This is a genomic window from Pseudomonas canadensis (assembly GCF_030980095.1).
GTDB lineage: Bacteria > Pseudomonadota > Gammaproteobacteria > Pseudomonadales > Pseudomonadaceae > Aquipseudomonas > Aquipseudomonas canadensis.
In genome coordinates, this window is record NZ_CP133298.1 from 2,696,486 (window position 1) to 2,713,634 (window position 17,149).

General features: G+C 58.4%; 14 protein-coding genes. 5 read left to right on the forward strand and 9 right to left on the reverse strand.

Annotation, left to right across the window (positions count from 1 at the left end; all coding sequences use genetic code 11):
• The first annotated feature begins 107 nt into the window (after positions 1–107).
• From gnd to RB216_RS12375, 3 genes are read left to right on the forward strand one after another with little or no spacing between them, the layout of a single operon-like run.
• On the forward strand, positions 108–1,091 hold the full coding sequence (gene gnd, locus RB216_RS12365; RefSeq protein WP_021491799.1) for a phosphogluconate dehydrogenase (NAD(+)-dependent, decarboxylating): 984 nt from the start codon (positions 108–110) through the stop codon (positions 1,089–1,091).
• On the forward strand, positions 1,088–2,611 hold the full coding sequence (zwf, locus tag RB216_RS12370) for a glucose-6-phosphate dehydrogenase (RefSeq protein WP_028615894.1): 1,524 nt from the start codon (positions 1,088–1,090) through the stop codon (positions 2,609–2,611). The genes gnd and zwf overlap by 4 nt, the downstream gene beginning before the upstream one ends.
• Positions 2,608–3,432: an HAD family hydrolase gene (locus RB216_RS12375; RefSeq protein ID WP_308908758.1), complete on the forward strand. Its 825-nt coding sequence runs from the start codon at positions 2,608–2,610 to the stop codon at positions 3,430–3,432. Before zwf ends, RB216_RS12375 begins: the two co-directional genes overlap by 4 nt.
• A 66-nt stretch (positions 3,433–3,498) precedes the next feature.
• On the opposite strand, the gene RB216_RS12380 is transcribed toward RB216_RS12375, so the two are convergent.
• Positions 3,499–3,759 carry a hypothetical protein gene (locus RB216_RS12380; protein ID WP_033897462.1) on the reverse strand — a complete coding sequence of 87 codons (261 nt, stop codon included), beginning with the start codon at positions 3,757–3,759 and terminating at the stop codon, positions 3,499–3,501.
• Positions 3,760–4,101: 342 nt separating this feature from the next.
• Between RB216_RS12380 and RB216_RS12385 the strand changes: the two genes are divergently transcribed.
• Positions 4,102–5,427, forward strand: a complete 1,326-nt coding sequence (locus RB216_RS12385; RefSeq protein WP_122685332.1) for a sigma-54 dependent transcriptional regulator — start codon at positions 4,102–4,104, stop codon at positions 5,425–5,427.
• 126 nt (positions 5,428–5,553) lie between these two features.
• Here the strand turns inward: RB216_RS12385 and fapF are convergent, their stop codons facing one another.
• The 7 genes from fapF to RB216_RS12420 all read right to left on the reverse strand — a co-directional run bounded on the left by fapF (position 5,554) and on the right by RB216_RS12420 (position 11,570).
• Entirely contained in the window at positions 5,554–6,858 is a 1,305-nt protein-coding gene (gene fapF / locus RB216_RS12390; RefSeq protein ID WP_028615898.1) for a fibril amyloid transporter FapF, read from the reverse strand.
• A gap of 49 nt (positions 6,859–6,907) precedes the next feature.
• A complete protein-coding gene (gene fapE / locus RB216_RS12395; RefSeq protein ID WP_236321059.1) occupies positions 6,908–7,651 on the reverse strand; it encodes a fibril amyloid subunit FapE in 744 nt (247 codons plus the stop codon).
• 38 nt (positions 7,652–7,689) lie between these two features.
• A complete protein-coding gene (fapD, locus tag RB216_RS12400; RefSeq protein ID WP_028615900.1) occupies positions 7,690–8,370 on the reverse strand; it encodes a fibril amyloid maturation endopeptidase FapD in 681 nt (226 codons plus the stop codon).
• Between the two features lie 60 nt (positions 8,371–8,430).
• The gene (gene fapC, locus RB216_RS12405; protein ID WP_028615901.1) at positions 8,431–9,171 is read right to left on the reverse strand and encodes an amyloid-like fimbrin subunit FapC; all 741 of its coding nucleotides are present in this window, start codon (positions 9,169–9,171) and stop codon (positions 8,431–8,433) included.
• Between the two features lie 67 nt (positions 9,172–9,238).
• Complete coding sequence (gene fapB, locus RB216_RS12410; RefSeq protein ID WP_028615902.1) at positions 9,239–9,790, reverse strand: fibril amyloid subunit FapB; 552 nt, start codon at positions 9,788–9,790, stop codon at positions 9,239–9,241.
• A complete protein-coding gene (gene fapA, locus RB216_RS12415) occupies positions 9,790–10,245 on the reverse strand; it encodes a fibril amyloid chaperone protein FapA (protein WP_028615903.1) in 456 nt (151 codons plus the stop codon). Before fapA ends, fapB begins: the two co-directional genes overlap by 1 nt.
• A 329-nt stretch (positions 10,246–10,574) precedes the next feature.
• Entirely contained in the window at positions 10,575–11,570 is a 996-nt protein-coding gene (locus tag RB216_RS12420) for a FecR family protein (RefSeq protein WP_308908759.1), read from the reverse strand.
• A gap of 142 nt (positions 11,571–11,712) precedes the next feature.
• On the opposite strand from RB216_RS12420, the gene RB216_RS12425 reads away from it, so the two are divergent.
• Entirely contained in the window at positions 11,713–11,982 is a 270-nt protein-coding gene (locus tag RB216_RS12425; RefSeq protein WP_016979404.1) for a PepSY domain-containing protein, read from the forward strand.
• Between the two features lie 55 nt (positions 11,983–12,037).
• Here the strand turns inward: RB216_RS12425 and RB216_RS12430 are convergent, their stop codons facing one another.
• Positions 12,038–17,113 carry a dermonecrotic toxin domain-containing protein gene (locus tag RB216_RS12430; protein ID WP_308908760.1) on the reverse strand — a complete coding sequence of 1,692 codons (5,076 nt, stop codon included), beginning with the start codon at positions 17,111–17,113 and terminating at the stop codon, positions 12,038–12,040.
• Positions 17,114–17,149: the final 36 nt, after the last annotated feature.

The window sequence follows — 17,149 nt, forward strand, 5'->3', positions numbered from 1 at the left end:
ACTTTTTTGTCATGAAACTACAGGGATCCGCTCTGGACTAACCCTCATTAGCCTCATTGCGCTATAAACTATGCACACATTTTTTTAGTAGTTAGGAGCATCAGCACATGCAACTGGGGATTATCGGACTAGGCCGCATGGGCGGGAATATTGCACGGCGCCTGATGCTCAATGGGCATACCACCGTTGTTTACGACCGTAACGAAGCCTTTGTAAAAGGCCTGAGCGAAGAGGGGGCCACCGGCGTTGCCGACCTCAAGGCCCTGGTGGCCGGGCTGCAAAAGCCGCGCACCGTGTGGGTGATGCTGCCAGCCGGCGCACCGACCGAAGACACCATCAATGAATTGAGCACGCTGCTGGAAGACGGTGACGCAATCATCGACGGCGGCAACACCAACTATAAGGACGACGTCCGCCGGGCCAAGGCCCTGGCGGAAAAAGGCCTGCACTATGTCGATGTCGGCACCTCCGGCGGCGTCTGGGGCTTGGAGCGTGGCTACTGCATGATGATCGGTGGCGACGCCGAGACCGTGCAGCGCCTCGACCCGATCTTCAAGAGCCTGGCCCCGGGTCTGGGCAACATCCCGCGTACCAAGGACCGTTCAGACAGCGCTGACCCGCGCGCCGAGCAGGGCTATATCCATGCCGGTCCTGCGGGTTCCGGGCATTTCGTCAAGATGATCCACAACGGCATCGAGTACGGGATGATGCAGGCGTTTGCCGAAGGTTTTGACATCCTCAAGACCAAGAACTCGGAGAACCTGCCGGAAGACCAGCGCTTCGACCTGAATGTGGCCGATATCGCTGAAGTCTGGCGCCGTGGCAGCGTGGTTTCGTCCTGGCTGCTCGACCTGACCGCGGATGCCCTGGCGACCGATCCGAAACTCGATGGTTACTCGGGTTCCGTGGCCGACAGTGGCGAAGGCCGCTGGACCATCGAAGCCGCCATGGAACAAGCCGTGCCGGTGCCAGTACTGTCTACCTCGCTGTTCGCACGCTTCCGCTCGCGCCAGCAAAGCACCTACGGCGACAAAATGCTCTCAGCCATGCGCTTCGGCTTTGGCGGCCACGTGGAGACTTCCAAAAAATGACCGCCAACGGCAAGAAACCCAAGGCCGAACCTGCTCCGCCCACCACACTGTTTCTGTTTGGTGCCCATGGTGATCTTGTCAAGCGCCTGCTCATGCCGGCGCTGTACAACCTCAGCCGGGATGGCCTTCTGGGCGATGGCCTGCGCATTGTCGGCGTTGATCACAACGCCATCAGTGATGCCGACTTCGCCAAGAAGCTCGAAGACTTCATCCGCACCGAAGCGGCGAGCAAGGTCAAGGGCAATGGCGAAAACGCCCTGGACCCGCAGTTGTGGGCGCAATTGGCCAAAGGCATCAGCTACGTCGAGGGCGACTTCCTCGACGACAGCACCTATGCGGACATCGGCAAGAAAATCGCCGACAGTGGCACCGGCAACGCCGTGTTCTACCTGGCCACTGCGCCGCGCTTCTTCAGTGACGTAGTGCAGCGCCTGGGCAGTGCCGGCCTGCTGACGGAAACCGACGACAGCTTCCGTCGCGTGGTCATCGAGAAGCCCTTCGGCTCAGACCTGGCTACCGCCGAGGCGCTGAATGCCAGCCTGCTCAAGGTGATGAGCGAGAAGCAGATCTATCGCATCGACCATTACCTGGGCAAGGAAACGGTACAGAACATCCTGATCAGCCGTTTCTCCAACGTGCTGTTCGAAGCCTTCTGGAACAATCATTACATCGACCACGTGCAAATCACCGCCGCTGAAACCGTCGGCGTTGAAACCCGTGGCAACTTCTTCGAGAAGACCGGCACCCTGCGCGACATGGTGCCCAATCACCTGTTCCAGTTGCTGGCGATGGTGGCGATGGAGCCGCCCGCTGCCTTTGGCGCCGATGCCGTACGCGGTGAAAAGGCCAAGGTTATTGGTGCGGTGCGCCCCTGGTCCCTCGAAGATGCGCGGGCCAACTCGGTACGCGGGCAGTACACCGCCGGTGAAATCGGCGGCAAGCAACTGCCGGGTTACCGCGAAGAAGCCAACGTAGCGCCCGACAGCAGCACCGAAACCTTCGTCGCCCTCAAGGTGATGATCGACAACTGGCGCTGGGTCGGTGTGCCGTTCTACCTGCGCACCGGCAAGCGTATGAGTGTGCGTGACACCGAGATCGTCATCTGCTTCAAGCCTGCCCCGTACGCGCAATTTCGCGATACCGAAGTGGATGAGCTAAAGCCCACCTACCTGAAAATCCAGATCCAGCCTAATGAAGGCATGTGGTTTGACCTGTTGGCGAAAAAGCCTGGGCCGACCCTGGACATGGCCAATATCCAGTTGGGTTTTGCCTACAAGGACTTCTTCGAAATGCAGCCATCGACGGGGTATGAAACCCTGATCTACGACTGCATGACCGGCGACCAGACCTTGTTCCAGCGTGCGGACAACATCGAGAACGGCTGGCGTGCGGTGCAGCCATTCCTGGATGCATGGAAGGAAGACGACGGAATCCAGGCCTATAAGGCCGGTGAAGATGGTCCGGCTGCCGCCGACGCCTTGCTGGCCCGTGACGGCCGTACCTGGCATAGCCTCGGATGAGTGACGCGGCGATTCATCCCGTCCGTTTTATTCTCAGTGATGTGGACGGCACCTTGCTGCATCCGGATCACAGGCTTAGCCAGCGCACCATCGATGCTGTTCGTGCATTGCGTGAGGCGGGGGTGTTTTTCAGCCTGGCCAGTGGGCGGCCGCCCAAGGCCATGCTGCATCTGATCGAGACATTTGGTATTGATGTCCCGGTGGCAGGCTTTAATGGCGGCACCTTGATCAACCCGGACGGCAGCATTCTGGTTGCCCATCATCTGCCGGCTGAAGCGGCGCTGGTCACGCTGGCGCTGTTTTCAGCAGAGCCGGATGTGGAAGTCTGGGTGTTTGCCGACGGTGACTGGCTGCGCCGCGACCCGCCAGGGCCGATGATGAAGCGCGAAGCCGATGGCTTGGGCTATGGGCCGATTGTGGTAGAGAGTTTCGAACCCTACCTGGACCGTGTGGACAAAATCGTCGCGGCCAGCAACAACACGCAATTGCTGGTGGAGCTGGAAGCGCAGCTGCAGCCTAAGGTGCAGGGGCTGGCTCAGGTATCGCGTTCGCAACCGGTTTACCTGGACGTGACGGCGATGCTGGCCAACAAGGGCGAGGCCTTGAAGACCTTGGCGGCGCACCTTGGCGTTCCCATGGAACAAACGGCAGCTATCGGTGATGGCGGCAATGACCCGGCCATGTTTCATGTCGCCGGGTTGTCGATTGCCATGGGCCAGGCGGAAGAAGCCGTCAAGCGCCAGGCCAGCGTGGTAACGGGCAGTAATGTCGATGACGGCGCGGCAGAAGCAATCGAGCGGTTTATTCTGGCCGCTCAATAAGCTTTACGCGGACTAACACTGAACTTGCGCTTATCTAAACCGATAAGCGCAAGTTACAGTGCCGGATTACTTTGGCATCGCCCAGGATTGCAACTGGTAGCCACTTTTATCGAGTTCGGCGCGGGCCTGCAACAGCAGGTCTTCCAGTTGTGCCGGGTCGGTATAAGCGCTCGAAGACAGTTGTTTGCTGCCGATACGATTGTTGGTGCGGTCGATGACGCTCAGGCTGAGGGCGCCATTGCCGTCATGCCAGGCCACGCACTGAAAGGGCTGGAAGGCACGGTCTGCGATCAAAAGAGCTTCGTTGATGCGGAGCGGGGCGTTCATGTGGGGTTCTCTCTCATTGCCCATTCAAGTGAGTGCCGGCGGTTGGGCTGACCGTGCGGCGGGTTACTTGTACTGATGCACGATGGCGGGGTACGGGTCACATGTTAGAGCAACTATTTTCGATGTTTAGTGATTAATGTCATGTAAGCGGCTGTTTTGAAAGCTGAATGAAAGTTTCGGTGTCGCGTAACTTTTTTGCGTAAACACGCACAGATTGCTTTTTGCCGAGGCTTATAGCGAAACGGTACAAGGTCGGCGTCAAGACCTTGCTAGTGTTAGCGCCGGGCGTCACAAACCGTTGTTTCTAAATAACTTTAACAATTTTGACGCCAAGGAATAGTCATGGTCGTTACACCTGTGCAGCGTCGCTTGCTCGTGGTCGACCCCTGTGACGACTGCCATGGGCTATTGCCTGGTTTGCGCACCGCCGGGTGGGAGGTGGACAGCTGTACGCTGGAGGCCGTGGGCGACCGATCCTGCGATGTCGGGCTGCTGCGCCTGCAGCCCTACCACCTGGAGCGTCCGGAAGCGGTCAAGGAACTGATCGGCCGCAGCGGCACTGAATGGATCGCCGTACTCAGCCAGGACGTGCTCCGCCTGCAGAACGTGGGTGACTTCGTCTGCGAATGGTTTTTCGATTTCCACACCTTGCCCTTCGATGTGGCCCGTGTGCAGGTCACCCTGGGCCGCGCGTTCGGCATGGCACGCCTGCGGGGCAAGGGCCATATGCCGGTGGATGAGCCCGAGCACGAGTTGCTGGGGGACAGTCGACCGATCCGCGAACTGCGCAAGTTATTGTCCAAGCTTGCACCCACTGAATCTCCGGTGTTGATCCGCGGCGACAGCGGTACCGGCAAAGAATTGGTGGCCAAGACCCTGCATCGTCAATCCCAGCGTCACGCCAAGCCGTTTGTGGCGATCAATTGCGGGGCGATTCCTGAACACTTGATCCAATCGGAATTGTTCGGGCATGAAAAGGGCGCATTTACCGGCGCCCATCAGCGTAAGGTCGGGCGTATCGAGGCCGCCAACGGTGGCACGTTGTTCCTCGATGAAATCGGCGATTTACCGATGGAATTGCAGGCCAATCTGCTGCGGTTTCTGCAGGAGAAACAAATTGAACGCGTCGGCGGCAGCCAACCGATTCCCGTGGATGTGCGGGTATTGGCGGCCACTCACGTCGACCTGGAGGCAGCGGTAGAGAAGGGCACCTTTCGCGAAGATCTGTACTACCGCCTCAATGTCCTGCAAGTGGTCACGGCGCCGTTGCGTGATCGCCATGGCGACGTGGCGATGCTGGCCAATCACTTCTCACGTTTCTACAGCCAGGAGACCGGCCGCCGCCCGCGCAGCTTCAGCGCCGATGCGCTGGTGGCAATGGGTGAACACGCCTGGCCGGGTAACGTCCGCGAGCTGGCCAACCGCGTCCGTCGCGGCCTGGTGCTGGCCGAAGGGCGCCAGATAGAAGCCGTTGATCTGGGATTGCACGGCCAACAGGCAATTTCGCCGCCGATGGCTACACTGGAAGACTATAAACACCGCGCCGAGCGCCAGGCGCTGTGCGACGTGCTCAACCGGCACAGCGACAACCTGAGTGTTGCCGCGCGCGTGCTCGGGGTTTCCCGGCCCACGTTCTACCGGTTGCTGCACAAACACCAGATCCGCTAGGGCGGGTAAACCGAAAAGCCCCGCAACGACCCTTATCGTTGCGGGGCTTTTCCTTTTGCTGCCGGCAATTGTGATCTTGAGGCCGCCATCGCCGGCAGGCCGGCGATGGGGCCCTCAATCACACCGCTAGAAGTAGTAAGGGAATTTCAGGCTAAACGTAAAGTCCGGCGCATCATCCGTCATCCCGATCGCCAGGTTCGGCACAATCGTCAGATTATCCGACGCCGCAATCGTCATGCCCACGTTGAAGTAACCGGCGTTGGCATCGCTGGACACCACCGACTGCCAGTCCCCGCCATTGGGCTTGAGCTTGCTTTTACGCTGGATCAGGTCGGAGACCGAAAACGACATACTCATCTTCTCGTTCAGCGCAAAGGCCACGCCGACACCCAGTTGGAAGCTGTCACCCAGGCTGACTTTGCCGCCGACTTTCTGGTTGACGTCACTGCTGATGTCGTCGAACGACTCTTCGAAGTTGTGGGTGTAGGAGAACGAGCCAAACAGCACGGCGGGGTCGAAGGTCTTGACCAGCGAGATCCCCGGCGTGATCGACCAGACTCCATTACCCGTCGGCAGGTTTTCAGGCACGTACAGGTTGTCGTTGGCGGTTGAGCGCACCAGCTTGATGCCGAACGGTTCTTTGCCCGTCGGCGCCTTGACGCGCACCGACACCACAGCATCCGGCAGGGTGGGGGTTTCGTCGAGGAACTTGTAGGCCACACCGAAGTTGACGTCGCCGATGGTCGGGTCGCGGCTCACCGACTCTTCCGAGGTGGCGTTGGCGTTGTTACCCGCACCGCCGGACTGGTAAGTCGATTCGCGGTACACCACCGGCACGTTCACGTCGAACTGCCAGCGGTTGTCGACGTTGTAGCGACCGGTCAGGTCAAGCGTCCAGTTATCCGCCTTGATTCGATCCAGGTTGATATTGCCGAGGAAGATCGAGTCCAGCGCCAGGAAACCGTTGAGCGTGAGCTGGCGTGCATCGTAGCGCGCGTAGGTAATACCGGTTTCAAAGCTGAACTTGCCGTTGCCAAAGAAACCGCTGGCTTCGTTGTAGAGGTTGCTCACGCTCTGCGCCGGCGCCGAATCATCCTTCAGCGACTGGCCGTAAGAACTGCCGCCGCCGCCCGCACCACCGGATGCCGCTGCCGCGCCAGTACCGGCGACGGTGGCGCCGCTGGCTTTCTGGAAGTCCGCTGGGGATTTGGCCAGGCGTTTCGGTGGTGGGGCCGCCGGTTGATCTTCCACCTGACGCACCCGTTGCTCCAATACTGCCAAGGCTTTTTGCTGCACTTCGTAACGCTGCTTGAGTTCCAGAAGCTCCTGTTTGAGAGTCTCGATATCGGCGTCCGGCGCAGCATACAGAACGGATGCGGGCAAGAGCGTACTTAAACAGACCACCGCACGTAGTGATAACGATCGATGCATGAAATAAGCCGTCCTTTTCTAATGCGTAAGTGTCGAGGGTCAGCGTAGTTCAATAACCGAGAGTGCGTAGGCCTTTGAGTTGATCCAGATTGCAATTCAATGCCGGGTTGTTCAGCCCGTTATTCATCACCACATTGAGTTGCGTCATGTTGCTGACGAAGTTTCTGTCACCCGTCAATACGGTGCCTTGCAGCACCTGGCCGCCGCCAATCTGCTGGAGGCTATTGCCTTGGTTGTGGTTGCCCTGGATCGCCATCTGCAAGCCGCCATTGTTGGCCGACACACTCACCCGGCCTGCGGCGCTGTCACCGGTGACGGTGCCGCCGGCAACCAGCACTTTTCCGGATTGCACAGCGTTGGAGGGCGCGAAGCCGTTCTCGGTGACGTTAATGCCGACATTGTTGTAGGCGGTGTTGCCGTCGCCGGCAGCGCGCACGCTTTGGGTCACGCCTGTGCCGGTGCCCAGGCCGTCGCCTCCGCTGACGTTACCGGTGCCAGTGTTCGGAGGGGTGCCCGTACCTGTCGAACCGGTGGTCTGCACGTAAAATTGAGGGGTGATGGTGGAGGAGTCGACTTGCATGCTGGCCTTGCCGGTAATGGTGTCACCCACGGCATTGGTCCAGGTGCTGCTCATGACAATACCGAAGCTGATAATCCGCCCCGGCATCACATAACGACCGCGCAGCTCGGCCATTTCCGAGTCCTTGAGTTCGATCGGCTTGAATGCCGATGAAGCATAAGCGGGCATTGAGGCTGCCAGACACAAGACCGTCAGCCAACGGGAAGTGTTCATCTTTTGCTCCTGGAGCGTCCTGCCCCTTATTGCGCTTCTTAGAAGAAGTCGCTCTGGATGAAACCGAAGTCCATCAGCTCGGCATCGCCTACGGGCCTGAACTCATTCAACTGGTTCTTGGCGGTCAGCGGCATGGGTGGGTCGAGCAGGGCGTTGGCCTTGTCGTAACCTTCACCCAGCACGGCGAAGACGATGCCATTCCAACCTTTAATGAAGTCGTCATGTGAGTAGCGCTTGTGGCCCAGTACCGGGTCGCCGATATAGACCCAATCCTTGTCCGCGCGCTGAAGTACCACGAAATGCTTGTAGCCACGAATCTCCAGCAACACCACCACAGGGATCTTCACGGTAGCCAGCGTGTCTGGCCCGATCTTGTAGCCCCGGGCACGCATGCCGATGCTTTCGAGGTAGCGCTTCATGTCCAGCATGGAGAAGCCCTGGGTACGTACCAGGTCCTGGTCTGCATTGACCAGCATGCCTTTGATCACGTGGTCTTCGTCGACATCCAGCCAATAACCCTGGCGCAGAATGGTGGCGAGTGCCGCAGCACCGCAGCTGAAATCGGTTTTCTGTTCCACCAGGTTCGCGAACCGGCGTTCACGGATACTCTCGACCTTCTTGAAGATGACTGCACCGCCAGGCATGGCGGAGATCGCCATGGTGCCTGCCCAGGTCGGGCCGGTGAGCAGCATCAAGAGGGTGAGGGTCGCGAGGCGCATGATCGTCTGACCTGATGGACACTGAAATAAAAAGGGCCTTGTTGCCAAGGCCCCGTTGGATCAGAAGCGCACGCCGCTGCTGCAGACGCTGCAACCTTGGCCTACCGAGAGGCTGTTGCTGGCTTGGTTGCCTGCACCAGATTGCAGGTTCACACCGATGTTGCCGGAGTTGTTGTTGATCGAGTTGTCAGCACTGGCGTTGTTCGAAACGTATTGAGGTTTGCCGCCATGATGGCCGTACCCGGTGGCAGCGGTGTTGAGGTAGTTGTTGGCGAGCGAGTTTTGCTCGGTGTTGGCAGCCGCTGCGATGTTTTTGCCATCAGCGGTGGTGATTGCCAGGTTGTTTTTGCCTTGGTTGCCTTGACCGGCCTGGCCGTTGTAACCCACGTTGCCGGAGTTACGATTAACGGAGTTATCCAGGGAGGCGTTGTTTTGCGTGCCTTTGTTGACGAAGTTGTTCAGACCGCTGTTTTGATTCACATCGACTACGGCAAACACGGTCAAGAAGTCGCCTTTAGCGCTGGAGATGGCGCCAGAGTTGTCCGCCTGGTTACCACTGCCGGATTGAATGTTTACACCGACGTTACCGCTGTTGCTGTTGACCGAGTTATCAGCTGAGCTGTTATTTTCGGTTTTGGTATCGTCGAATTTGTTGCCGGCGCTGTTTTGCACATCCGTAACCACGGAGGCAACCACACCGGTTGGTTGAGGCGCAGGGTGCCAGCCACCTGCTTGAGCAGCAGCAGCCATGAGTGCGGCGAGAGCGAAAACCATTGGTTTCAGGGCCATTTGAGGTTTCATGGTGTTTCTCCTTGCTTCTAATTAGTTGGTTAAGTGTTGGTACGGTCTAACTAGTGCTACCAAGCGGTTACTTGATAGTGATGCCCAGGGTGTTAGCCACTCGGTTCCCCACCCCGGCACTCTGGTTCACCTGAATCACTCCTCGGCTGCCGGTGAAGGCCTGGTCGCTTGTCACGACCTGGCGGCTGCCAGTGGTGGGGGTGAGCCCTGAGTCGGTTGCCAGCGTCGTCGTGTTCTGTTGCAACAGGACGCTGTCGTCGATGCTTTGCGGGCCAGGGTTGACGCTGATCCGCACGGCATTGACTAATTGGTTGTTGGCCCCGGCGGACTGGTTGATGCCCAACATGCCGTTGCCATTGCTGAAAGAAGTGCCCTCGATCGCCGCGTTGGCGTTCAGGGAAGGGTCGACGTTGCCGTCCATCCTTTGGATATTGCTGGTGGTGGCCTGGCCGCCGAGCGCGACGGCGCGGTTGTTGGCGGTTTGCTGCTGATTGCCCGCGGCCTGGTTGACCATCAGGTTGCCGCGGTAGTCTTTACCGCTGTTGTTGATCACTGCGGTGTTGTCCGCCATTACCGCGGTGCTGCCCAGCAGGGCCAACAGGAGAAGGGGACGGTTCATTATTTGCCCCCCATCATGCTGCCGATGTTGTTGAGGGGCGCAAGGCCACGCTGGATCGAGTCGCTGATCTGACCGCCCATGCTGCCGCTGCCACCCGAGCGGCTGGCGGCTGCGCCAGCGCCCAGGGTGGACATACTGTTTTGTGTGGCACTCAAGCCGGTGAGGTTGCCGTTGGGCTGCATGGCCCGAGTGATGCCCAAGCCGCTATTGATGTTTCCGAAGTCACGGTCACTCAACTCGCCCGACAGGGCGCCAATGATTTCTCGGCTGGGATTGGCATTGGCGGTCTGGGGATAAGGGTCGGGGCCAAAGGAGGCTCGGCCATACATGTGGCCTTGTACGTCTCGGCCCGTCACGATCACGCCGTCACCCGCCAGGGCTGGAACACTGATGCTGGCGCTGAGTACGCAGCTGATCAGCAGTACCTGCATCGAACCTTGAGTGAGTGTCATCACGGCGGCATTCCTTATTCTTCGCGCTGACCCTAAACAGCGCTGTAAGGGATAGAGCAGAAGCCGTGCCGCTTTTTATTTTGTTTTGTTATTCAAGGTGTTGAAGATATTGATGGGCAAAGTGATCGCAACGCTGTTTCAGGCATGAAACAGCACCCCAGCCATTCGCACCTCTCCAGGCACTGCGCAAACGCTTCACTCGGTTGTATCAGCGCTGTAACACCACCGATGACGAAACGATGAATGCGCTACGCATGGGCGCCTCAGGGCAGGGGGGTGTTAAAAAAACGGACACTTCAGGCGTGGCGAAGCCCACAGCTGTGGGCAGCGGCTCAGCCTTTCGGCGTTTTACGCGGGATGGCGTTGAGTACGGGGTTGCCGTCCTGGTTCTGGGTCAGGTAGACCGGCAAAACCTTGGGCAGGGAGGGCACGAGGTTGTTGACCTCGTTGATGTTGTAGATGCCGCCGATGCGAATCGTGCCGGTGTTGGCGTCGGCCAGCATCACCGGTTTGCTCAGGTAGCGGTTGATCAGCGGCAACGCGTCGGCCAGGGCCAGGTTGTCGAGGATCAGCTTGCCTTGGCGCCAGGCCAGCGCGGTGTCGTTCGGCGTGATCGCCCTTACGCGTGGCGTGGCATCGCCTTGTTGGTAGTTGGCCTGCATGCCGGGGGTGAGCGGCACGCTGCCATGCACCTTGTCGCTGGATATCTGCACCGAGCCTTCGAGCAGCATCACGCGCACCTGGTCTTCATACTTCCACACGTTGAACTGAGTGCCCGTCACCCGCACCTGGCCTTCGCCAGCGTGCACGATAAAGGGGTGGGCGCTGTCATGGCTGACTTTGAAGAACGCTTCACCTTTTTTCAGCGTGATACGGCGCTGGTCCTTGTAGTTGCTGTAGACCAGTTCGGTGCCCAGGTTCAGCTCCACCTGGCTGCCATCACCCAAGGTGATCTGGCGCAGACCATTGGCGGCATCGTAGCGTTCATAGGAACTGGGCAGCCAGCCGGCTTCCCACCCGGTAAAGGCTGCCAAGGGTAGGACGGCCAGGCAGATCGCCGCTGCCATGGCGTAGGTGCGTAAGCGGCTGCGGGGTTTGAACGGCACCACGACCGGCGTGGGTTCGTTGCGGGGGAGGTGGTCGGCAACGTCCCAGATCTCCAGCATCGCCGCGTATTCAAAGGCATGCAGCGGGTGGGAGTCGTGCCATTGTGCAAAAGCCTGACGTTCACCCGTGGTGCAATCACCCGCGTGCAGGCGCATGCACCAATGCGCGGCAGCGTCGGTGATGGCGTCGTATTCGGCTTCTGAAAGGGACTTTTCGGTCATTGACTCATCCTGATTTCCCACATTCTAACCTCCGCACGCGGGTGGCGAGAACAGCCGTCATGGCGATTGCACATCAATTGGAACTTATTCTCGTTTGAGAGCACCTAAAAAACTCAGGACATTCCCACGATGGAGAACGAAAATGCTGAAGAAAACCTTAGTCGCGTTGTGTGCAACCACCGCTCTGCTCAGTGCTGGCGCCGCCCTGGCTGATAAACCGGGCGCGGGCTGGATTACCATTGAAAAGGCCATCGAAGTCGCCAAGACCAAGGCGGGCTACGTGGAAGTCTACGCTGCCGAAGCCGACGACAATGGCTATTGGGAAGTCAAAGGGCGCAAGTCCGATGGCACGGTCTATGAAGCGCGCATTGATGGCGCATCGGGCAATATCCTGCGCGATCAGAAAGACTGACGCTGCCTGCCGGGAGCCCGCTCGGGCTCCCTGCTCCCATGCGTTGCCGTGACATTCAAGGTGCGCCCTGTGCAGGGTCGAGTACGCGGCCCATTTCACAAATAAGCCTGGCAATGGAGTCGGCGTTGCGAAGAATCGTGTCGATGCGCTTGTCGGGTGATGCGGCATCCAAAAACGCATCACGGGCCGCGTCGACAGTCGGGCGGGATGTAATTTCCTTGACGGCTTTGAAGGTGCGGTCCTCCGAGCTGTCGGAGTCCATGCTCTCCCATATACCTAGGAAAGAATTCCAGCGTGAGAACAGCCGATGACGTGGCGTACCCAATGACAATGCGTCGCGTTGGACACCCTGCAACCAGTTTTGTGCTGCCCTGCCTTTAGCCGTCAGGGTTTCGATCAGGTCCGCAAACGGCAGCCGGGCTTCTGTGCTCGCGATGTCTTCGGCGCGCCCGTAGATATGGGCGAATTCGTGAATCAGTGTGGCTGCTCGCGCATGGCCGTCAATGTCGAACGCTTCAGTCAACAGGTTCGCATACTCCTCCAGTTGTTGATCAAAGAACAACTCAGTAAAAAACACCTGTTTTGTCCTGTCGCTGGCGATGGTGAACGCAATCACCTTCTGGTTGGGATCACCGCTCGAGCCGACTACGAAACGTGAGGTGTCCCACCCGTCAAGGTCGGGATCTACCAAGGCTTTGCACAGAGGGATGAGGGTGTTTCGCACCTTTTGCAGAATGCCGTCATCCACACTGTTGACGTCAAACATCTGCTTCAGGAACCCCTCCAAGCGAGTGCCGGGAGTCAGGTGTCGCAGTTGCACCAGGTTATGCATCGCACGGAATGCATAAGTTCGCGCGATATCGAGTGCTTCGATAATCTGCCGGGCCTTGGTTGGGTAAAGCTGACGAATCTCGTCCATGCCGGTGGCGTCGATGTTCATTACCGTCTTGGCGGTGTGCCGGGTGACATAATAATTGCCCAGCCGCGAGAGCGCTTTGCCGTACTGCAGCGTGTGGCTCTGTGGGGCCAACACCAGCTGTTTTTGGACAGTACTGGACACCAGGGGGCCGTCGTTGCTGGCAATCCGCAGCTGTTTGGCTTGCTCGATTGGATAGACCTTGCCCTCCACGGCTCCATAAAGCGTCTTGCCGTCGGCAGTGGCGTAGAGGCCTGTGCCTGGTCGCTTTTGCAAGTCTTTCAAAGATACCTGGCTGGCTTCCAGAGATTGCAGGCGAGTGCGTCTGGGGTCGGTTACGTCGATGTCCCAAGCGGTCGGCGCAACGGCGGTGTCGGAGGGGGGCAGGTCGCTTTCGTGCACCTCCTTGTACGCCGGGGGAGAAGGTTTGGGCACGGGTGTGCGAATCAGTCGCTCCAGCCCCGCCATCGTCGCAATACCGAAAATGAACGAACGCAATGCATCCCGCCAATGATGCTGTTGCAGGGCCTGGGCAGAGTCTTTGAACAGTCTATAGCTCTGCCAGATCAGAACCGGTATCCGCAGTTTCCCCGGCAAGAATTGCGCGGCGATCTGCACGCCGCTGCTCAAGAGACTTTTGATCGTGTTCCAGCGGCTCTGCTCGTCGGGGGCTTGCTGAGCTTTAAGCATTTGCCCCATCACCACCTGGTTGTCCTGATAAAACTGCTTGAAGGCGTGGCCTTTGATCGGTTGATTGGCCAAGGTGATTTCGGAGGTGGTACCTGCGGTGCTGGCCAGTAGATTTTTATATTTCGCCTTGTCAGCAACCGGTAGATGGGCAGTGATCCAGTCTTGCAGTTTGCCAGGTACATTCAGATGGCTGAGAAACTGCGCAAGGTTTTCAAACTCTATGAAGCACTGGCCTGGGTAGTAAGGCGCGTAGAGAATCAACGGCCCAGTGGCGCCTGCGCTGATCACGTAAAGCCCAAGCGCCTTGACGATGCTCGCGCCTGGTGTGGCGATCATCTCAAGGGGACGAATGGTCGCATTGGCACCTGCGATCGTGGCCCGTGCGATGGCGTCTGGCATGTCGACGACCTGCCGAATCAGGTTGTAGCCAGTCTCCGATAGCCGCTCTTGCAGTTTCAGTGCATGGGCGTGTTGCAACAGTTGCCAGGGTAATTGCTGGATGAAGCGCAGTTCACGCTCCAGTGCGCCTGGTTGGTTGGGGGCCAGTTTCTCTTTCAGGTAGTCGTGAGCGACCTGGGCGATGTTCAATTTGAGCAAGAGTTGCCGGATCGTCGATTCGGTCAGTCGCGTTGCGCCAGCCTCCACGATAAAGGAACTTACCTGCTCGTTGATGTGAGCCAGGGCGTAGTCGATAAGGTTCTGTCGTGGACCGCCCAAGGCGAGCCGTGGCGTGATAAAGACGTCTTGCGGGTCAACGGAATAACCCACCAGCATGTCGCTCAGCTTGTCGTGAGCCTGCTGGCGTAGCGATAAAAACTCATACAGATAGTCTTTTTCATCCTGGGTATTGAGGCGATATTGCTCAAGTAGCTCAGCATGGTGCTGCTGTTCAGCAGGGCTTGCCATGCCCAGCCAGGCGGGTAGCGAGCGTTGTGCGACAAAATGATGGGCGAGCTGTGCAACCCCTCCAAGGACAGGGCTAGGCATCACCGCCATAAGCTTCAATAGTGCTTTGCCCGTGGGTTTCTGTGCCAGCCAATGGGCCCGTTGGGCGATGTAGTGGTCGATCCAGGACTGCTGGCGGTTTTCGCTGATCGGTTCGGTGATCAGCCAGAATGCCCCCAGGGTGTAGTTGGTATGCGGCTGGCGTAGACGCGGATCAAGATTTTCCAACAGTGCCAAGCATGCGGTGGGGTCTTTCAGGCGCTCCTCAAGTTGCTGTTCTGCCACGGCTGGAGACACGAAGGTTTCCAGGCCCCAGGCCGGCGTCCAGAGAATCGCGTGGCCGGAATGGTGGTGATCCAGTCCGCCGCGCTCGGTGATCATCAAGCAATTGGCCAGGTTGTGACGCTGTTCTTCTTCATCGCGTTGGACGGTGATGCGATAGACATCCGGGATAAACCCTTCCAGGTCCTCCCGTCGACGACGGTCAGGGTTGAAGGGGTCAAACACGGCTTGAATGATGGCGTCGTCCCGGGCGTCCAGTGTCTTGTTGAGGCGTCGCAGGTGGGCCTGGTTGCGCATCGCGCTGGACATCATGGTCCCCATCTGCGGCAGCACGTCCTGGAGGTGTTTGCGGGGGATGTCGTAGATGTCATGCTCTTTGTAATGAGCCAACACTTGATTGACGATCTGATTGAGCGTTTTGACGTCCACGTGAGACAGTTCTTGCCCATAGGCAGTGTGGTCTGGCTTGTAAACGCCGTAATGCCGGGTTTCAGGCACCGGGCCAACCCCTTCGGCCAGACGCTCGAGGAAGTGATCCTCCAGGCTTTGGCTTTCCAGTGGTGCCACGATAGGGTAGGGGGCCGCCTCTTCGGTGTAGCGATTGATGAACACCCGCACCGGGTCGAGTGCCTGTCGTTCGTGACTTGCCAAGGCATCGGCCAGCGGGGTCATGATGGACGGCAATGGTTTGATCAGATTTTCCAGCGCGAGTGGGATATCAATTAGCTGTTTATGCAGTTGCTCCGCTCGTTTAGCGGCGACCGAAATGGGCCGCAGAGGGTCAGCCAACACTGAGTGGGTGGTCCAGCGGTGTGCAGTGTCCAGCGTCAAGAGCTTGTCATCGACCATGAAGCGCACATCCATGGCGTGATCCAGCAGTGCCGAGAGGTTGATATCGCCATGTTCACGGCGGAATTGGCCGAGGACGTAGATCAGGTTCTGTCGTTGTTTGTCGATGATGCCCTCCATCAGGTGTTCAAACACGTTGCCGACAATGAGGTTGCCGCTCACCGACGGTTGGGTAAAACCGATAAACAACAGGCGCTCCTCCAGTGATAGGAAGTTGTAGGCATCCTCTTCGTAGGCGGGCGCCTTGACCACAGCCTTCAAGGCCTTGATCAAGTCATCGTGATCGGCCAGTACCTGCAACCCCTTGGGCGGCGAGTAAAACAAGGTATGCGCATTGGCGATCATCACCGAACTGGTTAGCTCAACGAAATGAGTCGGATGCTCCCAGAACCGCACCGTCTCGAAGCGTAATCCGTCACTGGCTTGAGTGCGCGGCGCGCCGTTTGGTCGATAGAGCGCGGCTAGTTGATCGGCTTGTTCAGGCGTAATGATTTCACTCTGGCGCTTGAGCAATAGATCGACTCGGGCCTTGTGCGCCATGGTTTGCGCCAGGAATGTGCGACGCGAGGCACCGTTTGGTAGCTCGGTGTTCCAGAACGTCTCAAGGGCATTTTGCAAGAACGACGATAATTGTTCTGATGCCTGTTTAAGGCCGTCTTCCCAGCCTGCTGCGTTGTTGGAGGCGGTGGTGGATTGGGGATGGAAGAACTCGCGGGTTTGCCCTACCGGCCAGGCTTGCTGACGGTAAAGCATCAAGAGCGCTTCGCTGATCGACAGCGAATTGACCCATTGCCGTGGTTCCCGTTCGGTGGGCGGCAATTTGAAAAAATTGACTTGGGTCCGGTTGGGGTCAAGCCTGGGGAAGAGTGGGTAAAACACGGATCTAAGCAGCGCTTGTAGCATTGTGTCGAGGTTGGGCAATTTCACCAGCTCGGCGAGCACGGCTTGCAGGTTGAGCGTTTGTTGATGGTTCAGGGATTTTTTCTGTTCGTCGAATACATCGCCCTCAATATCCACGGGTGTCAGCACCAGGGGGGGGCCCAGCTTCAATCCCGAACGTATACCCAGAGCAATGAACTGCAAGAGCTCATCGGCTTTGGCCGGCGTTTTGAGGCGTTCAGTCAGCGCGCTGAGTAATAGTGCTCGACCGTCGAATTTTTCCAGTCCGCCATACGGCGTGTAGAGGAAGGCGCTGGTGTAGGTGCCGGTTGAACTCATCATGAAACTGCCGACCAGCTCCAGGGCCGCCGGGCTGTTTTTATTCAGCCAGAGCGATTGGGCGATCATGGGCGGAGTCTGCTTGCGCCGCACCTCATTGCTGCTCAAAGGCAGATTGCGCAGAAAACTCCTGTCGTTGGCATTGATGCCGAAGTGGCGTTCGCGTTCGCGTTCCTTCCAGCCACTGCGCAGGACTTCAGGAAAAAAATAGGGTGGTTGTACCTGACTCATTGGATAGACCCTCAAGGGCAAGGGGGCGGTGAGAAC